The sequence below is a fragment of the Prevotella aurantiaca genome (assembly GCF_015262605.1).
Taxonomy (GTDB): Bacteria; Bacteroidota; Bacteroidia; order Bacteroidales; family Bacteroidaceae; genus Prevotella; species Prevotella aurantiaca.
The window spans coordinates 1-15,134 of the sequence record NZ_JABZSJ010000060.1 but is presented as its reverse complement, the minus strand read 5'-3'; the positions used below and the strand labels follow the sequence as shown (position 1 = coordinate 15,134).

General features: G+C 40.4%; 13 protein-coding genes. 5 read left to right on the top strand and 8 right to left on the bottom strand.

Annotated elements, in window-relative coordinates; all coding sequences use genetic code 11:
* Nucleotides 1–223 precede the first annotated feature (223 nt).
* The 3 genes from argS (at nucleotide 224) to HXN26_RS09365 (ending at nucleotide 3,188) form a co-directional block, all read left to right on the top strand.
* Nucleotides 224–2,044, top strand: coding sequence for an arginine--tRNA ligase (argS, locus tag HXN26_RS09375; RefSeq protein ID WP_273160888.1), 1,821 nt, complete (start codon nucleotides 224–226; stop codon nucleotides 2,042–2,044).
* A 109-nt stretch (nucleotides 2,045–2,153) separates the two neighbouring features.
* Nucleotides 2,154–2,642, top strand: coding sequence for a DUF2059 domain-containing protein (locus tag HXN26_RS09370; RefSeq protein WP_273160886.1), 489 nt, complete (start codon nucleotides 2,154–2,156; stop codon nucleotides 2,640–2,642).
* Nucleotides 2,643–2,723: 81 nt separating this feature from the next.
* Nucleotides 2,724–3,188 (top strand): RNase H family protein, encoded by a 465-nt coding sequence (locus HXN26_RS09365; RefSeq protein ID WP_273160884.1) that lies wholly within the window; start codon nucleotides 2,724–2,726, stop codon nucleotides 3,186–3,188.
* 580 nt (nucleotides 3,189–3,768) lie between these two features.
* On the opposite strand, the gene murI is transcribed toward HXN26_RS09365, so the two are convergent.
* The 8 genes from murI to HXN26_RS09325 all read right to left on the bottom strand — a co-directional run bounded on the left by murI (nucleotide 3,769) and on the right by HXN26_RS09325 (nucleotide 12,055).
* Complete coding sequence (gene murI / locus HXN26_RS09360) at nucleotides 3,769–4,611, bottom strand: glutamate racemase (RefSeq protein ID WP_025000367.1); 843 nt, start codon at nucleotides 4,609–4,611, stop codon at nucleotides 3,769–3,771.
* Nucleotides 4,612–4,615: 4 nt separating this feature from the next.
* Entirely contained in the window at nucleotides 4,616–5,122 is a 507-nt protein-coding gene (locus tag HXN26_RS09355; RefSeq protein ID WP_025000366.1) for an OmpH family outer membrane protein, read from the bottom strand.
* Nucleotides 5,123–5,309: 187 nt separating this feature from the next.
* Entirely contained in the window at nucleotides 5,310–5,813 is a 504-nt protein-coding gene (locus HXN26_RS09350; protein ID WP_025000365.1) for an OmpH/Skp family outer membrane protein, read from the bottom strand.
* A gap of 83 nt (nucleotides 5,814–5,896) precedes the next feature.
* Nucleotides 5,897–6,415, bottom strand: coding sequence for an OmpH/Skp family outer membrane protein (locus HXN26_RS09345; RefSeq protein WP_025000364.1), 519 nt, complete (start codon nucleotides 6,413–6,415; stop codon nucleotides 5,897–5,899).
* A 62-nt stretch (nucleotides 6,416–6,477) separates the two neighbouring features.
* Nucleotides 6,478–9,099 carry a BamA/OMP85 family outer membrane protein gene (locus HXN26_RS09340; RefSeq protein WP_273160879.1) on the bottom strand — a complete coding sequence of 874 codons (2,622 nt, stop codon included), beginning with the start codon at nucleotides 9,097–9,099 and terminating at the stop codon, nucleotides 6,478–6,480.
* Nucleotides 9,100–9,858, bottom strand: a complete 759-nt coding sequence (locus tag HXN26_RS09335; RefSeq protein WP_273160877.1) for an isoprenyl transferase — start codon at nucleotides 9,856–9,858, stop codon at nucleotides 9,100–9,102.
* Nucleotides 9,859–9,916: 58 nt separating this feature from the next.
* Entirely contained in the window at nucleotides 9,917–10,609 is a 693-nt protein-coding gene (gene porG, locus HXN26_RS09330) for a type IX secretion system protein PorG (RefSeq protein WP_273160875.1), read from the bottom strand.
* A gap of 60 nt (nucleotides 10,610–10,669) precedes the next feature.
* Nucleotides 10,670–12,055: a DUF6242 domain-containing protein gene (locus HXN26_RS09325; RefSeq protein WP_273160874.1), complete on the bottom strand. Its 1,386-nt coding sequence runs from the start codon at nucleotides 12,053–12,055 to the stop codon at nucleotides 10,670–10,672.
* 439 nt (nucleotides 12,056–12,494) lie between these two features.
* Between HXN26_RS09325 and HXN26_RS09320 the strand changes: the two genes are divergently transcribed.
* Complete coding sequence (locus HXN26_RS09320; RefSeq protein WP_273160872.1) at nucleotides 12,495–13,934, top strand: C69 family dipeptidase; 1,440 nt, start codon at nucleotides 12,495–12,497, stop codon at nucleotides 13,932–13,934.
* Nucleotides 13,935–14,467: 533 nt separating this feature from the next.
* Complete coding sequence (locus HXN26_RS09315; protein ID WP_025000360.1) at nucleotides 14,468–15,052, top strand: DUF417 family protein; 585 nt, start codon at nucleotides 14,468–14,470, stop codon at nucleotides 15,050–15,052.
* Nucleotides 15,053–15,134: the final 82 nt, after the last annotated feature.

Genomic DNA, 15,134 nt, shown 5'->3' with positions numbered 1-15,134 from the left:
TTACAGGATAATATACTATGAATCAGAGGAATATTAGGTTTTTAAGGGGGGACTAAATACTCTCGTTCTGTATTTTTTTTCTTCTTGTTGGCTGAATCAAAGAAAAAAAGTTTGCAGTTGCATTTATTTTTTCAGAATTCCCTCTATTATATATAAGGTGTCGGTTGGCAAAAGTTACAAAGTTTTTAGTACCTTTGCAACAAAATATAAATAATCAAGGAATATGAAAATAGAAGACCAGATAACTACTGCGGCATTGGCAGCCGTAAAAGAACTGTACGGTGCAGAGATTCCAGCACAGATGATACAGTTGCAAAAGACAAAGGCAAACTTTGAAGGAAACCTTACGTTGGTAATGTTCCCATTGCTGAAGACTTCTCGAAAAAGTCCTGAAGCAACGGCACAGGAGGTGGGCGAATATCTGAAAGCAAACTGCAAGGCGATTGCCGACTTCAATGTTGTAAAGGGTTTCCTAAACCTTGTCATTGCTCCTGCAGCGTGGATAGGACTTCTTAACGATATTCACGCCAACGAGAAGTTCGGCGAAAAGCAAGTAACGGCAGACAGTCCGCTCGCCATGGTGGAGTATTCGTCGCCTAATACTAATAAACCACTCCATTTAGGACACGTGCGTAACAATCTTTTAGGTTGGTCGTTGTCGAAGATTATGGAGGCTAATGGCTACAAAGTGGTGAAGACCAACATTGTGAACGACCGTGGTATTCACATCTGTAAGTCGATGCTTGCGTGGCAGAAGTGGGGAAACGGTATCACACCAGAGCAGGCAGGAAAGAAGGGCGACCACCTTATCGGAGATTTCTATGTAGCGTTCGACAAGCATTATCGTGAAGAACTCGCTACACTCATGGCTCAATTCAAAGGCGAAGGCTTAGATGATGAGGCTGCAAAAGCTAAGGCTGAACAAGAATCGGCACTGATGAAGGAAGCGCGCGCTATGCTTGTAAAGTGGGAAGCAAACGACCCAGAAGTGCGTGCGCTATGGGAAAAGATGAACAACTGGGTATATGCAGGCTTCGACGAAACCTATAAGGCACTCGGTGTAGGCTTCGACAAGATATATTATGAAAGCAAAACCTATCTTGAAGGAAAGAAAAAGGTGGAAGAAGGTTTGGCTAAAGGCTTGTTCGTGCGCAAGGACGACAACTCTGTATGGGCTGACCTAACCAACGAGGGCTTAGACCAAAAGCTGCTTTTGAGAAGCGACGGTACATCGGTGTATATGACACAGGACATCGGAACTGCTGAAATGCGCTTCAAGGATTATACTATTGACAAGATGATTTACGTCGTAGGCAACGAGCAGAACTACCATTTCCAAGTGCTTTCCATTCTTTTAGACCGCCTCGGTTTTAAGTGGGGAAAGGATTTGGTGCACTTCTCTTACGGTATGGTGGAACTTCCAAACGGCAAGATGAAGAGCCGCGAGGGCACAGTGGTAGATGCCGACGACCTTATAGCTTCGATGATACAGAACGCCCGTGCGCTTAGCGAGGACAAGGTGAATAAGTTGGAAGACATTACCGAAGCGGAAAAGAACGAAATTGCACGCATCGTGGGTCTGGGTGCGCTGAAGTATTTCATTCTGAAAGTAGACGCACGAAAGAATATGCTCTTCAATCCGGAAGAGTCAATCGACTTTAATGGCAACACGGGTCCGTTCATTCAATATACCTACGCACGTATTCGCAGCATTCTCCGCAAGGCTGCCGCACAAGGCATCGCTATTCCGACGGCAGTTGCCGACAATGCTCCAATGAACGAAAAGGAGATTGCGCTCATTCAGAAGATGAACGATTTTGGCGCAGCCGTAGCACAGGCAGGCGTCGATTACAGCCCGAGTGGTATTGCGAACTACTGCTACGAACTTACAAAAGAGTTCAACCAGTTCTACCACGATTACAGTATTCTGAACGCAGACACCGAAGACGAAAAGACTACACGCCTTGTCTTGGCGCAGAATGTAGCCAAAGTAATCAAGAACGGTATGGAGCTTTTGGGCATCGAAGTGCCAGAACGTATGTAATATATCCCTATTTCCCTCTCGTTTCTGAGAGGGAAATCTCTATTAATATTACTGGTTTTAAAAATACTGAAAACCATTTATTATCACACTAAACAACAATAACGAAATTATGAAAAAAGTATTTTTAACCCTTTTTCTCGTTTCTTTTGCAGCCTTTTCTTGCAAACTGAATGCGCAAAGCGTAGAAGTTCCAGAAGGCACTGATACAGCTTTTGCCGAAGCAGTGGATAAGTTTATGGAGGTGTCGGGCAGTAAAACGACATTGAAAGCGCAATTTCCACTTATTATGAACAATCTTAGAAAAATGTTGAAAGATATTTCTGACGATGTGTTTGCTAAGATAGAAGCTAAGTTTCAAGTAGTTTTTCTTAAACGAGCAGTGGAACTCTATGCGCCCTTTTATGAGCGTTATTATACGTTAGAGGATATAAAAGGACTTATTGCCTTTTATGAAACCGACTTAGGGCGCAAAGTTGCGAGAACAACCCCTTCGCTTTCGAGAGACCTTTTTCAAGCTGGGGAACAATTAGGACTAATGGTATTGCAAAGCGTAGTTGAAGAATTGAAAGCTGAAGGGTATGATATAAAAGATTTGTAAGACCTTTCTAACTTACTGTTAAGAGTAAAAAAACACATCCAAAAAACCTTTGATTTACACCTTATTTATATATATAAGCCGATGAAACTACAAAACCCACCCGAGAATAGACACGACACCGTGTTGCCTTTACCCATGTGTGTGAAAGCAAATGCGTGGGCCGTAGATGCTGCGTGTTCAGGAAATCCTGGACCAATGGAGTACCAATGTATCGATCTTGCTACAGGACAGCGTATCTTTCACTTCGGTCCTACAATGGGAACGAACAATATTGGCGAGTTTCTGGCGATAGTTCATGCGCTGGCACTAATGGAAAAGCAAGGCATTAAGGGCAAAGTTATATACAGCGACTCGTACAACGCTATCTTATGGGTGGGTAAAAAGAAATGTAAAACTACTTTGGAGCTTAACGAAAAGACTGCAGAGCTACACGCTATCATAGCGCGCGCAGAACAATGGTTGCGCACCCACACCATAACTACGCCCATTATAAAGTGGGAAACAAAAGAGTGGGGCGAAATTCCAGCTGACTTCGGTCGCAAGTAGTATGGCTTTAAGGAGTGGTGGTAGCATACTTTTTCCAGTCCTGAATGAAAGTAATACAGCCGCTTATTACCTTGCTAACGCAAAAGAATCAGTGGATTTAACATTTGAATTAAGAATAATCGCACCCCCATTATGGGGGTGCGATTTTCGTATATAACAGTTTTGCTTTCAAGATAGAGCTGTTTTTTATGTAAAGAAAAATGCAAGTGTAAACCGATGATAGTTGTTTGATATTGCAAAAGTAGCTGTTTTGCGTTGCTGTATAGGTTGTTTTGCATTGCAAAAGAGGTGCTTTTGTAATGCAAAACAATACCTATTGTAAAGCATTGGTAGTAAGCGTTTTGCATAGTAGTAGCGGTTGTGAAAAATATTTACATGTTTTTTATCTTGTTTTCTTTCGTCTGATGCGAAATGTAGCAGTGTTTAAAGTAGTATCAGAAGGTATCATTACTTTTCTGAATTAGTTGCTGAAAGAATAAGTATGCTGCTGTTTAAAGTTTTAGATGCATACAAATAATGGGGAAGAAAAGGGAGGGATAAAAAAATAATAGGTAGGTGTCCAAACTTAAACACCTACCTATTACTCTAAATCTATGTGTTCTACATTCATATCTTCGGCCCCGAATATACGTGCAGCCTCCTTGAACTTTTCGGCATTTTCAGTGGTATAATAACGCACTGTGCCATCTTTGGTGCAGCGAGCATCCATATCGGTGTGGCGAGAAAGATAGTCTTTCAAACTGTCAGCTACATATTCGCCTTGCGATACAATCTGTATGCCGTCTGGAACGTATTGTTCTATCTTTGGCATAAGAATAGGGTAGTGGGTGCAACCCAATATAAGTGTGTCGATATCGGGGTCTAACCACAAGATATGATTGATGCGTTTCTTAACGAAATAATCGGCACCTGCACCTTCAGCCTCGTTGTTTTCGACAATAGGAACCCACAACGGACAAGCAACGCCTGTAACACTTAGCTCTGGCCACAGCTTGTTTATCTCCATATTGTAGCTTTCGCTTTTAATGGTTCCTGGTGTAGCGAGAATGCCAACATGCTTAGTTTCGGTTAGTTTACCTGCAACTTCAGCTGTAGGACGGATGACTCCGAGCACACGACGAAGTGGGTCGATGTTGGGCAAATCGTTTTGTTGAATGCTTCGAAGTGCTTTTGCCGATGCAGTGTTACAACCGAGAATAACTAATTGGCAACCCATTTCGAATAGCTTCATTATCGCTTGACGGGTGAATTGGTAGACAATATCGAACGAGCGAGAGCCATAAGGAGCACGTGCATTGTCGCCAAGATAAACGTAATCGTATTGTGGCAGCAATTCACGAATAGACTTTAGTATGGTCAGACCGCCATATCCAGAGTCAAAAACACCTATCGGACCAGGTGCCTGCGGTAGCAACTTATTCATAAATTTATTGTAAAGCTGTTTTCAAAGCTATTGTAATATCTTCGCCAACCATATTGTTCACGTAGGGCAAAGCATTGTTGTCGGCATTGAGAACGAAAGCGTAGCCGTTTTCCTGCGCCATTTTAGCAATTACACGTTTTAGTTTAGCGTGTACTGGAGCATATGCTTGCTGTTCAGCTTGCTCTATTAAGCGGTCAGATTCCTTCTTAAATGCTATGTTTTTGTCTAACAATTCCTGCAGTTCTGCTTGACGTTTCTTTAGGATTGAAGGCGCAAAGTTGTGCTGACCCTCAAGAAAATCTTCGTATTTTGCGTGGAAATCGTTTTCCGAACGTTTTGTTTCTGCATCGTATTTTGCACGAAGATCGCTGATGTTACGTGCCGCAACAGCATATTCGGGCATAGCACTCAAAACTTCGTTGTAATTGAAATAGGCAAATTTCATTGCACTTTGTGCACTTACCATGAGTGGTAAGGCAGCAAGAAAGAGAAATAATAAAGTCTTTCTCATCATAATATTTTGGTTTTATCCTTGTATGAGTAAATAAAAAAAGACCACCGCAACAATTATGTTCTTGCGGTGGTCTCACTCTTTCCTGTTCGCTTTTATAGCGTTGGGAAATGGTAACGGGGAAACGACACCCGCTTTTAGGAACATCGGAATGGACGATTAGGTCCACCCCGACCTCCGTATCTTATTACTTCATTTTAGCAAGTTGAGCCTTCACCTCAGCAGTGATATCCTTGCTGATAGCCTCGTTGATGTAAAGGGGTTGGCCTGCTGCCTTTTCCATAATATAAACATAACCACCAGCCTTTGATACAGCTTCGATAGCTTTGCGTACCTTATCAAGTACAGGACCAAGCTTTTGCTGTTGTTGATCGTTGAAAGCCTTCTGGTTGTCTTGTGCAGTTTGCTGAATTTTTGTGTACATATCCTGAAGTGCCTTCTCTGTTTCAGCCTGCTTAGTAGCGTTCATTGTGCTCTTTGTCTTGTCATACTCTTCTGCCTTACGTTGCAGTTCTGTCTGCATATCAGTAAGCTGTTTCTCGTACTCCTTGCCTTTAGCTTCGAGTTCTTTCTGTACGTTAGTAGCTTCTGGCAATGACTGCAAGAGAGCTTGAGAGTCAAGATGACCAAACTTCTGTGCGAATAAACTCATTGGAGCACAGAGCATCAACATTAAAATTAGCTTTTTCATATTTCTTTCTATAGTTTAAAATGTTTGTAATTGCTTATATATTATTTCTTCTTTGTTATTCTATGGTTTTACAACCATTACGTTTATTGGTTGCTATAACCTAATTTTGCCAATACCTCGTTGCTAATATCAATCTTTGGAGAACCATAGATGATGCCAGCTGTTGTGCTTGCACGATCAATAACGAGGCTATAACCGCGTTGGTCGGCAATATCCTTGACGGCGTTGTATATTTCGTCTTGAATAGGAGTGATAAGGCTAGTACGCTTCTTGTACAATTCTCCTTCTGGACCGAAATACTTGCGCTTCAAGTCAGCTGCTTGTTTTTCTTTTGCTAATATTGCTTCTTGTTTCTTTTTTTTCTGTTCTTGTGAGAGGAATACTACCTCGTTTTGATAATTCTTATACATCGTAGATGCTTCTGTATTGAGTGCTTCTACTTCTGCTTGCCACTTCTTACTAACTTGGTTCAATTGCTCGTTGGCACGTTCATAAGCAGGAACATTGCTGAGCACATACTCCATATCAAGGAGCGCAAACTTCTGCGCATGGGCTGTTATAGCGACAACAGCTACCAAGCATAATGCAAATAACTTTTTCATTGTCAATATTTCTTCTTGTTATCTGTATGCCTCTTCTGTTGAGAAATGGCATTGTTAAGTTATTAAAATTCTTGTCCCAATATGAAGTGGAACTGACTTCCACCTCTTTTACCAAAGACTTTGTCAAATCCGTAAGCCCAGTCGATACCCATCATACCTATCATTGGAAGGAAGATACGGACACCTACACCTGCAGAACGCTTCATATCGAATGGATTGAACTTCGATGTTTCGGTCCAAGCATTACCTGCTTCTAAGAAGGTAAGACCATAAATGGTTGTATTACCAAGGAGGAATGGATAGCGAAGTTCAAGAGTCATACGATCGTAAGCATAGCCTTCTCCGTGCTGTGTAAGCTGTCCATTATCGTAACCGCGCAAACCTATGGTTTCTTGAGCATAGTTAGATGAATATCCACTCATACCATCACCACCCATATAGAAGGTTTCAAATGGGCTCTTCTTATAGCGGTTGTAGCTTCCTAATAAACCAAATTCAACACGAGTCATCAATACAAAGCATTTGCTACCATTGGTAAGAGCCGTAAAGGTGCGTGCCTTAAACTTCCATTTGTGGTATTCTACCCAGCGGTATTTCTCTTGTTGCTCTTGCTGATAAGTAGCAGAGAAACGGTCGTTAGCAAGGTTCTTGTAGTCTTTCTTGTCGAATTTAGACCATGGAGGAGTAATCGAGAGTGACGCAGTGAACTCTGAACCTGTGCGTGGGAAGAGCTGGTTGTCGGTCGAACTACGATTGAGCGAAAGGTTTAAGCTCAGGTTGTTGGCTGTACCATTAGACATTATGAAGAAGTAACGCCAGTTCTTCAACATGTAACGCTGATACGATAGCTGTACAGAAAGCTGGAAATAGTCGTCTGGCCATCTTAGTCTCTTACCCCAACCTGCATAGAAACCCCAAATTTGAATATATTTATTAGGGTCGAGATAGTTCTCGTAGTTGTTGTAATTATAGTTTCCTACGCCTCCATACATGTAATTATAATAGTTCTCCATGTAGCTGCGGCTGTAGTAGTTTGAGTTCAAATCGGTAGACTTCGAGAAATTTGCACCGAGTGTAAATTGTATAGGACGTTTGCCTCCAAACCAGTTTGTGGCGTACTGCAAACCGTAAGACTGATAATATTTACCATTAGTTTGGGCATTCAGCGACATTGTTTCGCCATCGCCGATAGGCAAGAAACCTCTGTGCTCCTTGTTCTTTTTAAGCAAGTTTGCAATAGAGAAGTTGTTCAGTTTTAAGCCCATTTGCAACAATGCACCCATCTGCCCCCAACCTAATGATAACTGTATTTGGTCGTTAGATTTCTGTTTTAAGTTCCAGTTAATGTCTACAGTGCCATCTTCATAGTTTGGTTTTGGATCTGGATTCACTGACTCTGGGTCAAAGTGTCCCATAGATGCCAAGTCACGAGCAGTACGCATCAAAGCTTCTTTAGAAAAAAGATCGCCTGGTTTTGTACGCATTTCACGGCGAACAACATTCTCATAAATACGGTCATTACCATTGATGCGCACTCGTTTGATGCGTGCTTGTTGACCTTCGAAAATACGCATTTCAAGGTCAATAGAGTCGCCAACAATATTTATTTCCGTAGGTTGTAAGTTGTAAAAGAGGTATCCGTGGTTCCAATATTGGTTACCAACAGAAGATTCGTCCTCAATTAAACGCTTGGAAAGGAATTTCTGATTGTAGACGTCTCCTTTCTTCATATCAAGCAATGCATTAAGATAATCAGTTGAATAAACTGTATTTCCCACCCAATTGATGTTGCGAATATAATATTTCTTCCCTTCGTCAACTTTTACATATACATTCACGTGCTTATCGTCTTCGTTCCAAATACTATCTTTTAGGATAGTTGCATCGCGGAAACCGTGTTCGTAATACTTTTCAATAAGGTGCTTTTTATCTTCTTCCCAGCGTTCAGGTGTAAACTTCTTAGGCTTGAAAATATTCGAAAGCTTGCCAGTCTCGTTTGTTTTTTCAAATGCTCCTTTTTTAATAAGCGAACCTTTTATATATTTATCAGCAAGCTGATTGTTTCCATCTATAATAATCTTACGTACCTTTTTCTTCTCTTTTTTGTCAATATCAACGTCAAGAATAACTTGATTTTTAGCCGTAACATCATCGCGCTGACGTATCTGCACTACAGCATCTTTGTATCCTTTGTCTTCAAAATACTTCTTTGCAATAATTCTTGCACGGTCTATCATGTTAGGTGTTATCTGCCCACCTTTCATGATACCCAGCTTCTTTTCCATGTCTTCTCGCTCTGTTTTCTTTAGTCCAGAGTAGTTAATGGTAGAAATTCGTGGGCGTGCCGTTAAGTAAATGTGCAGGTATGCCTTTTCACCAACCAAGGAATCGACAGCTATTGAAACGTCAGAAAACAAACCATGTTTCCAATAACGCTTCACAGCATTAGTGATTGCTGTACTTGGTATTTCAATGTCTTGCCCTATAGTTAATCCAGAGATTCCCACAAGAACATAATCTTCGTAGCCTTCCACTCCCGATACAGCGACACCAGCTAACTTATATTGCTGCGGATTGGTAGCGTATGAAATGACAGGGTTAACTATTTTCTGCTGCGCTTTCATCTGTAAGCTGAAGCTGAAAATAGCAGCCAAGAGTATTAAGACCTTTTTCGTATTACTCATTTATTGCGTATCTTTTTTATTTTCTAGTTCTGTTTCTACTTGCTTTTCTGTTTTTCCAAAGCGACGCTGACGCCCCAGATAGTCTGCAATTGCCTTATGCAAATCTTCTTCAGAGAAGTCTGGCCAATAGGTATCGCAGAAGTATAGTTCAGAATAAGCGAGCTGCCAAAGAAGGTAATTCGATATGCGGAACTCGCCACCAGTTCTGATAAGTAAGTCGGGATCGGGCATAAAGCTTGTGCAAAGACTATTGCTGATAGTGCTTTCGTCAATGTCTTCAATGTTTAACTCGCCTTTTTCTACCCTTGCAGCAAGCTGTTTAGTCGCTTCTGTAAGCTCCCAACGAGCGGAATAGCTAAGAGCTACCACCATTGTCATGGCGTTATTCTTAGCCGTATGCTCCATAGTTTCTTGCAGTTTAACTGCTACTGCTTCTGGAAGACGCTTGATATCGCCAATAACTTGGAAGCGAACATTGTTCTTCATAAAGATTTCATCTTCAAGAGAAGTAAGTACCAGTCCCATAAGTGCAGCGATTTCGTCCGTCGGACGGTTCCAGTTTTCTGTAGAAAAGGTGTAAAGTGTGAGATACTTTACGCCCAACCGAGTACATTCTGAAGTTATCCGACGCACTGTATCAACCCCAGCCTGATGACCATACGAGCGTGGTTTATTACGTTCGGTAGCCCAGCGACCATTGCCATCCATAATGATTGCAATGTGCTGTGGTATGCGTTTCATATCTAATTCTTCTGCCATGTTTGCGAAGATTTATTGTTTCTTATTTTAATTACCAATCAATGAGGACAGATTTAGTCTACTCATCTTCATTGTGACAAGTACGGCATTTTGTCATAAAGCTATAAGTAATGGTGAGTTGCAGTGTCGAATAGCTGTCTGTATTCTTGAAAGCACCACTACTTTTTATATCATATGGGTCCTTTTGGCCGTCCAATTCATCAGAAAAACAGAAATGCATCGCCCATGTTAGTCCGATGTTTGTTCGCTCACCCATTTTGTATTTGATACCTATACCTATAGGAACATTTGCTGAGAAGACTGATTTTTTATCACCATTGTTAACTTGCACGTAGGTAGCACCTAATCCGCCAGACACAAAAGGAGTTAATCGTTGTGCTCCTCTGTATTCTCTTCCTGTGCCATACGGCCAGAAATTGTATTCGTAAGCAACTCCAACGTCTATTAAAGTGTTGTTGAATTCGTAGGGAGATATTGCAAATTTAGGATAGTAAGTCTTTACATCGCTTGACTTTCCTTTCATCTTTCCATACGAAATATTGAACTTTAATCCCATATATGGGTTGAAGGCATAGCGTGCCAATATAGTTCCCATAGGCTGAAGGTTCTTTGTCAGCGAACCATTAAAATCGCCGAGGTAGCCCATTAAGCCTGCTCCCGCACCCAGTTCCATTCTATATTCCTCACCATCCTGCGCCTGAAGAGGTGCAGAAATAATAAGGAGCAATATGTAAAAGAGGATACGTTTCATATCTTTGCTATTAATTTATGATTGCTAAAAGTGTTTTACAACCTTTCAGTTACATTCCTTTTAGAAGGTAGTTCTTGTAAATTCTTTCTGTTGTTTTGTCCAGCCCATGCTATTAATTCTGCCTTTCCAAACTTTATTTCCGTTGATAATCCAAAGATAGTTTTGACTATCTGCTGTTATTGCGAAGCATCCTGAGGCTGAAGTAGCAGGATAAACGTAAGTTTTGTTGGCTACCCAGTCAATACCACTATTGCTGCTTTCCTTTACTTGTGCAAACGTTCCATCTGTTGAAACGCCAAATGCCATTGCTTTATTGTTGTAGTTAAGAATGTTAAGATAATTATTTTTAGGAAGCAGATAAGCTTCGCTTGCCTCTGACTTAACATACGACCACTTGTAGTTTGTTGTTGGATTGGAAGAGTCTAACAGCTTACTCCATGTTATCACATAGTTGCTTGATGCATTTGTTCCGAAGATAACAACTCTGCTTATCTTGCTGTTTGTTGCCAATATTTGAAACATATAACCAACTCCTTCAGATGGTAATTTACCTGCATCAGTATCCAATGTTTCGGTTATCCAGTTTGCACCACCATCTTTAGAAGCCATAAGCGTGTTACTATTAGAGAGAGCATACAACTCTGTTTCGCTTGTCGCAACAAGTTGTTTAAGTGATGCTGTACCCATTATTGTCCATGTTGAGCCGTCATTCGAACGCTTTACTTGTCCGTTGTCAAGCAAATATATGGCTCCTTGGCTTACGATAGCACTCTTATAAGCTTCTGCAGCAAAGGTGGTAGGAAGCTGTGTCCAAGTGTTTCCATCGTTTTCAGCCGTAAAGTAACCAATGGTTTGGGTGCCTTTCTTACCGAATACGTAGATTTTACCATTATAATTTATCATCTTTGCATTCTCAAACATGGCAAAGTTAGCATTGTTATCGAATGCCTTCCAAGTAAATTCGTTGCCACGTTGCTTGTGAACATTCACTGTTATCGTGTATGAACGACGATAGTTTCCGTCTTGTGAATACACCATAACCATACGTGGTTGCGAGAAATCAATAGAATCGTTCTCACTAAATGCCGTCTGTTCTTCTCCAGAAATAGCCTTAATGAAAACCTTTCCACCGCTTTTAGTTGCGATGTTTGCTAGTGTAGCCTTTACTCTTGTACCATAAGGCAGCGAATCAGGGTTGTAGATTGTGCCGTTATTTTGGTCGATATAGAATCTATATGCTTTGGATTGAATCTTAGCGATAACTGTTGTGTCTTTTCCAGACTTGGTAACTGTATCACGAGGAGCCTTAACTTCCTTTATAGAGAAAGCTATAATCGCAGTTGCATGCGACTTATTTTCTGGTTTTTTCTCTTCGTCTTCAAAGCACGAAGTCAGTGCAAGTGCCATTGTAAGCATTGCTACAAGGGAATATATCTTATTTCTCATTGAGCGGTAATTATACAATTTGTCTGCAAATTTACTTAGAATTCTTTAGATAATATCCTATTTTCTTAGTTAATTATGTAAATTATTGAATTTATCTCTTATTTTTAAGTTTGTTTAGTAAGGTTATTTCTCCAAAACACCTCTATTGGTATCAGGCCTCTTGTAAATTAGTTTGATATATTTTTACCATCCCGAACCTTTCTATTCTCTTTTTGAACACATTGTTTACTGTGTCATCTCGAATAGAAAGTAAGTCAGTCTACCAGGCCATAGAAAATACTACAAAGTTGTATTTTAGAGTAATTGGACAGTCTTTTATTATGTTTTTGATTACCTACAATTAGGTAAAATAATAATAAATCAGCTTATCTCCTTCTTCAATTCAATTATTTTACTTACATTTGCTCTTAGAAGTTATATCTTAAAACAGAACATATTTATGAAAGAAAACAAAGTTTTGGTAAGCAATTTACCATCAGAATGTACCACGATGATAGTGGGACAAGACATGACATGCGATGGTTCTATGATAGTAGCACGTTCCGAAGACTGGGACGCCATGGAGGCAAAGAACTACGAAATCTACGAAGATACAACAGAAGGAGCAACCGAATACGTTGCAAAAGATAGTCCTTTCCGCTGTGAACTCCCTAAAGAGGCTTTGGGTTATAGCGCTTTGGCACCCTATTGTCTGCCCAATCACTGGGGAAGTGCAGGCTTTAATACTGCTGGTGTAGGCATGAGCGCTACTGAAAGTATATTCAGTAGCGATGAAGTGTTGAAGTATGATCCACTCGTAGAGACTGGAATAGCTGAGAATGCCGTGTTTAATGTCGTTCTGCCCTATATTCGCACAGCGCGCGAAGGCGTTGAACGATTAGGCATGTTGATTGAAAAATATGGTATTGCCGAAGGTTTTGGTATCGGTTTTGTAGATAATAAGGAGATATGGTATCTTGAAACAGCGTGTGGTCATCGTTGGTTGGCTTGTCGTATGCCTAAAGATCAATATTTCGTTACTGGTAATCAGAGTCGTTTCCGCCTTTACGACCCGCTGGATACAGAAAACTATATGGCTTCAAACGACCTGTTGGAGTTTGCCGAAAAACATGGTTTATACGACCCTAATAAGGGCGTTTTCGATTTCCACGAGGCTTATGCACGCGACATAAAACTTGATACCACATACAACTATCCACGTGTATGGGGATTGCAAGGAATGTTCTCGCCAAGCATTAAGAATGATGTTACAAAGAATACATTCCCAGTTTATGCTAAAGCAGAGAAGCCAATTAGCATTGCAGATATGCGTCATGCCTTCCGTTTCCACTACGATAATACAGAACACGACCCTTATTTGCATAGCAATCCTAAGGAACCCTATCGTCCAGTTTCTATCTTCCGTACAACACAAACACATATTTTGCAGGTTCGTCCAGAACTTCCACAAGCCATTGGATGTGTGAACTACGTGGCAATGGGTATGGCTGATCTTGGCTTATTCCTTCCGCTCTATCAGGGAATAACCTCTTATCCGGAGGCTTATAAGAAAGGTACGAATGTCGCGAGCGTAGATTCGGCTTACTGGAAGTTCCGTAAGGTAATGACATTGGGCATGGTTAACTACAACAAATACGCACCAATGATTAAGAAAGCATATCTGGAGTTTGAGAAAGAAACCGACCAACGCCAACGCGAAATGGAGGAAGAGTACTTGCGTATCTACAAAACACAGCCTTTGCGTGCAAAGGATATGTTGCAGGAGTTTTCCGATAAGATTCTCATAAAGGGCATTGAACTTGCCGACCGCTTGCAAGAAGAGTTGTTTACACAGCTTACAAAGGATATTCAAGCAGAGTATTTGTTCCACGGCGCATAATATCTGACACTGCTTTAACCAATATGTATTAAAGTGGGTGTGCTCAAACAATCTGTTGAGCACACCCATTTTTTGTTCTCAAATCTTTCTTAATGTGCCATGAAAACAATTACAAAACAAATTGCTATATAATGTATGGATTTACAAATTAAGTTGCCCTGATTTGTAAAGAAAAATGTAATCTAAAACAATAGTTTCGCTATCGTTTTTCAAAAGTGCCTATTTTACATTGCAAAAGAGCCTGTTTTGTCGTGTAATAGTGCCTGTTTTACATTGCAAAAGAGCCTATTTTGTAAAGCTTTGGTGGTCAGATGATTATGCATTATCCGTTTTCTTGGCAATTAAATGTAGCTAAATATTGTAACAATTACAATAATATTGCTTGTTGTTTAAAAATAAATGTATACCTTTGCGACATATTAACTATTTACAGTTAGATGCTTACAGCAAATAATAGAGGAGGTTGTTGTTATGCTGTAGCAATTTATTTACATTTTTATAAACAGGATATAACATTTTAGGATTAAACATTTATGAACAAAATTGCATCATTAGTACAGTTCGTACTCGAACTGGCAGCATCTCTAAAAGGGATAGGAATTCATTTAGTACGCGTTGCAATCTTTATAATTTTTGTATGGATTGGTGGTTTGAAATTCTGGAACTACGAGGCAGAAGGTATTGTACCTTTCGTTGCTAATAGTCCGTTTATGAGTTTCTTCTATGCTAAGGACGCGCCTGAGTATAAAGATTATAAGCTGAAAGAGGGAGAATTCGACAAAGTTAAGCACGAATGGCATAAAGAGAATAACACTTATACCTTCTCACATGGCTTGGGTTTGGCTATTATGTCGTTTGGTATCTTGACATTGTTGGGCATTTGGTTCCCAAAGATTGGCTTTGTTGGAACGGGATTAGTTATAATAATGACTATCGGAACGCTTTCTTTCCTTGTTACAACGCCCGAAGCATGGGTGCCCGACCTTGGAAGTGGAGAGCACGGATTCCCGTTATTGACGGGCGCAGGCAGATTGGTTATTAAAGATGTATGTATTCTTGCTTCGGCAGTAGTAGTGTTAGCAGATTGCGCACAGCGAATTCTTAAGAAGCAACGATAATATTAACAGGATTCATTAGAATAAAAGAAAAGAGGGTGTGTCAAAATTGATACATCCTCTTTTTATTCTTCCTTTACCTTGT

Excerpts from the sequence above, each read along its gene's own strand:
- argS (WP_273160888.1), top strand. The coding sequence starts at position 224 with ATGAAAATAGAAGACCAGATAACTACTGCGGCATTGGCAGCCGTAAAA.
- HXN26_RS09370 (WP_273160886.1), top strand. The coding sequence starts at position 2,154 with ATGAAAAAAGTATTTTTAACCCTTTTTCTCGTTTCTTTTGCAGCCTTT.
- HXN26_RS09365 (WP_273160884.1), top strand. The coding sequence starts at position 2,724 with ATGAAACTACAAAACCCACCCGAGAATAGACACGACACCGTGTTGCCT.
- murI (WP_025000367.1), bottom strand. The coding sequence starts at position 4,611 with ATGAATAAGTTGCTACCGCAGGCACCTGGTCCGATAGGTGTTTTTGAC.
- HXN26_RS09355 (WP_025000366.1), bottom strand. The coding sequence starts at position 5,122 with ATGAGAAAGACTTTATTATTTCTCTTTCTTGCTGCCTTACCACTCATG.
- HXN26_RS09350 (WP_025000365.1), bottom strand. The coding sequence starts at position 5,813 with ATGAAAAAGCTAATTTTAATGTTGATGCTCTGTGCTCCAATGAGTTTA.
- HXN26_RS09345 (WP_025000364.1), bottom strand. The coding sequence starts at position 6,415 with ATGAAAAAGTTATTTGCATTATGCTTGGTAGCTGTTGTCGCTATAACA.
- HXN26_RS09340 (WP_273160879.1), bottom strand. The coding sequence starts at position 9,099 with ATGAGTAATACGAAAAAGGTCTTAATACTCTTGGCTGCTATTTTCAGC.
- HXN26_RS09335 (WP_273160877.1), bottom strand. The coding sequence starts at position 9,858 with ATGGCAGAAGAATTAGATATGAAACGCATACCACAGCACATTGCAATC.
- porG (WP_273160875.1), bottom strand. The coding sequence starts at position 10,609 with ATGAAACGTATCCTCTTTTACATATTGCTCCTTATTATTTCTGCACCT.
- HXN26_RS09325 (WP_273160874.1), bottom strand. The coding sequence starts at position 12,055 with ATGAGAAATAAGATATATTCCCTTGTAGCAATGCTTACAATGGCACTT.
- HXN26_RS09320 (WP_273160872.1), top strand. The coding sequence starts at position 12,495 with ATGAAAGAAAACAAAGTTTTGGTAAGCAATTTACCATCAGAATGTACC.
- HXN26_RS09315 (WP_025000360.1), top strand. The coding sequence starts at position 14,468 with ATGAACAAAATTGCATCATTAGTACAGTTCGTACTCGAACTGGCAGCA.